The sequence below is a fragment of the Oscillibacter sp. CU971 genome, from assembly GCF_905219725.1.
Taxonomy (GTDB): Bacteria; Bacillota; Clostridia; order Oscillospirales; family Oscillospiraceae; genus Oscillibacter.
In genome coordinates this window covers 1-2,995 of the sequence record NZ_CAJMXG010000304.1, presented here as the reverse complement: position 1 = coordinate 2,995, position 2,995 = coordinate 1, and the positions used below count along the sequence as shown (strand labels likewise).

The 2,995-nt window shown below is 54.6% G+C and carries 2 protein-coding genes; both read left to right on the top strand.

Going from position 1 to position 2,995, the window contains the following annotated elements; translation table 11 throughout:
- Positions 1-2,037, top strand: a 2,037-nt coding sequence (locus JX325_RS14525; protein ID WP_204791795.1) for an NAD(P)-dependent oxidoreductase, incomplete at its 5' end; no start/stop codon positions are given.
- 32 nt (positions 2,038-2,069) lie between these two features.
- Positions 2,070-2,960: a hypothetical protein gene (locus JX325_RS14520; RefSeq protein ID WP_374220633.1), complete on the top strand. Its 891-nt coding sequence runs from the start codon at positions 2,070-2,072 to the stop codon at positions 2,958-2,960.
- Positions 2,961-2,995 lie beyond the last annotated feature (35 nt).

The following is a 2,995-nucleotide window of genomic DNA, read 5'->3' as shown; positions in this document are numbered from 1 at the left end:
GAAAAATACAGTTTTTCCTATGAGGACGAGAGCGTAAAGGACGTCATGCAAAGCATTGGGCCGGACGCGGTATTGTTTATGGGCGCCCAGGACCCCAGCTTTGCGTGGGAGGAAAAAAAGAGCCGGGAACTGTCCCGCTACACCGCGTCCATCGCGAATGTCATCTCCTCCTACGCGGCGTTTTCCAAGGGCCGCTTTATCTACCTGTCCTCTGAGGAGATTTACGGAAGGCCGGGCGATGCCGGCAGCTTTGCTGAGGATGCGCCGCCCGCTCCGGACGGATACCGGGCGATGGCCATTATGCAGGGCGAGGGGATTTGTGAAAACTGCCGGAGAAACCAGGGGAAGGACATTGTCATCCTGAGGCTTGACCACCTCTACGGAATGCCCCAAAAGGGACAAAAAGAGGGCGATCTCTGCTTCCAAAAATGTTTGGAGGCGGTGAAGACCGGGACGGTCTCCGCCAGCGGCAAGAGCAGTTTTTCCATTCTGCACGTAAAAGATGCGGCGGCGTTCGTCTATGCAGTAATATCCACTGAGAGTCACGCATACGGCGACTATCAGCTGTCCTCCATGAAGGAGATGAGTGAGATGGAGCTTGCTCGGATCATCTCGGAGGAGGCGGACTTTCCCGTCAAGGCAGTGGAGCGGGAGGCGGACGGAGTTCAGCGGCAGATGCTGGATGGAAGCAGGTTCGCCGGGGAGTTTGGACTCAGCGCCATTGCAGACTTCCGGAAAGAGATCAGAGAGATTATCCGTTTTGTCAAACGCAACAAGTCCTCTTATATGGAGCCGGAGGGGGCGGACACCGGAAATAAAAAGCGCTTGAGCGCGATGATAAAAGCCGCTTTCCCCTTTGCGGAGAATGTGGTCTGTTGCGTGATCTTCAACCTGCTCAGCAGTCAGGCGGCCGGTGGACGCTATTTTGAAAAGCTGGACTTTTTCCTGCTGTACGTCCTGTTGTTCGCAATCATACACGGGCAGAGACAGGCGATCTTGTCGGCCCTGCTGGCAGTGCTGGGGTATTTCTTCCAGCAGACTGTGGGACGTACCGGATTTGAGGTGCTACTGGACTACAATACATATGTCTGGACGGCCCAGCTCTTCATTGTCGGTATGGCTGTTGGAATCATGAGAGACCGGATGTATCATATCCGGGAAGAACAGGAAGAGGAGATTCGGTTTCTGAAAAGGCGTGTGAAAAACATTGAGGAGATCAACGACAGCAATGTCAGGATGAAGCAGGGGTTTGAGACGGAACTTGTGAACCAGAGGGAGAGCCTTGGCCGTATCTATGAGTTGACATCCCGTCTGGAGAGATACGCCCCGGAGGAGGTCCTGTTTTACTCTGCGGAGATGCTGGAGGAGCTGATGGGCAGCCGGGAGGTTGCCGTCTACCTTGTGGCGAACAAGGGATACGCGAGACTTTTCTCCTCCACCTCCCCGCGGGCCAGACAGCTGGGCGGCTCCTATGCCTATGCCTCCTCGGGTGAGATGTATGAAGTGCTGAAGGATCACAAGGTCTTTATCAACCACGATATGGACGAAAACCTTCCCATGATGGCGAGCGCCGTTTTTGTGGAGGATGAAATGCAGTTTATATTTATGGTGTGGGGGATCCCGTGGCAGCGCATGAATCTGGCGGAGGCGAACCGCCTTATGATTGCGGGCGCACTGGTTCAGAACTCGGTTGTCCGCTCCAGGCGCTACCTGGAGGCGCTGCGGGAGCAACGGTATCTGTCGGGGACAGGGATTATGCAGCCGGAGGCGTTTGGAGTGGTGGTGAAGGCGTTTATGGATGCCCAAACCCGGGGCCTTACGGAATGTGTGCTGCTGGAGGTGCAGGCAGACAGAGCGGAGCTTGCAAAAGCGGATCAGGCTTTGGGGAAGTGCATACGACAAACGGACTACATCGGAATCCTGGACGACGGAAATTTGTGTGTGCTGCTGGCCAATACCAGCGAGGAAAAGTCCGGGGAAATTGTGCAGCGTATCCAGAGGGTTGGCTATGAGACACGGTTGAGGAAGGTGCGGTAGTTATGGAATTGACGAGAGGGGAACTTGCTGTTTTGATCGTGCTGGCACTCAATGTTCTGGTATCCATATGCTGTCTGATCTGGAACAGGATGAGGGGGACAGAGCAGTACTGGGTGAGGTTCTGGATCATGATGCTCTGTCCGGCTGGCGGCGCAGCGTTTTATTTCCTGTCCTGGCTTCTCTATAAGGCGACCTCTGGGATGGAAATCGATCTCAGAGATGTGATTTTCGGCAAAGAGCGGGTGAAGACGCAGTTAAAGGCGGATGAGAGCCGGGAGAGGAATATCCTTCCGCTGGAGGAGGCCGTTCTGGTGGACGACAGTAAAAATCAGCGGCTGGCGATGATGAACGCGATCAAGGGGGACACCAGCGAGTCTCTGGCAGCAATCTCCCTGGCGCTTCATGCGAAAGACTCCGAAACTGTGCACTACGCCGCCTCCGCGTTGAGCAGCGTTTTGAACGAGTTCCGTATCACTGTCAGCAAGATACTGGGGGAGCTGGAGGAAGAGGCCCCGGAGGAGACCGGGGCGGAAGAGGCGCTATTGGACTATATGGACAAGGTTTTGCATCAACAGGTTTTTTCGGATTTGGAGCAGAATCGCTTTGTCCACCTTATGGAAGACGCCGCAGAGAAGCTCTACCAGAAGAACGCCTCCAGGCTCACGCCTGAACAGCATGAGAGTATTTTCCTGCGGCTGCTGGAGGTCGGGGATACGGACTTGTGCGGGAAGTGGTGCAGCAGGTTGACGGAGCAGTACCCGGAGCAGCTGCCTGCCTATACCTGCAGGTTGAAACTGCAGTTTACACTGCGGCAGCGGGAGGCATTTTTCAAGACTATGGATGAATTGAAGAAATCGAAGATCAGGATCAACAGTGAGACGCTTGAGATCATCCGGGTCTTCAGCCATGGGAGGGTGTCATGATATCACGGTGGAATTATTTTTCAATTACCATAGTG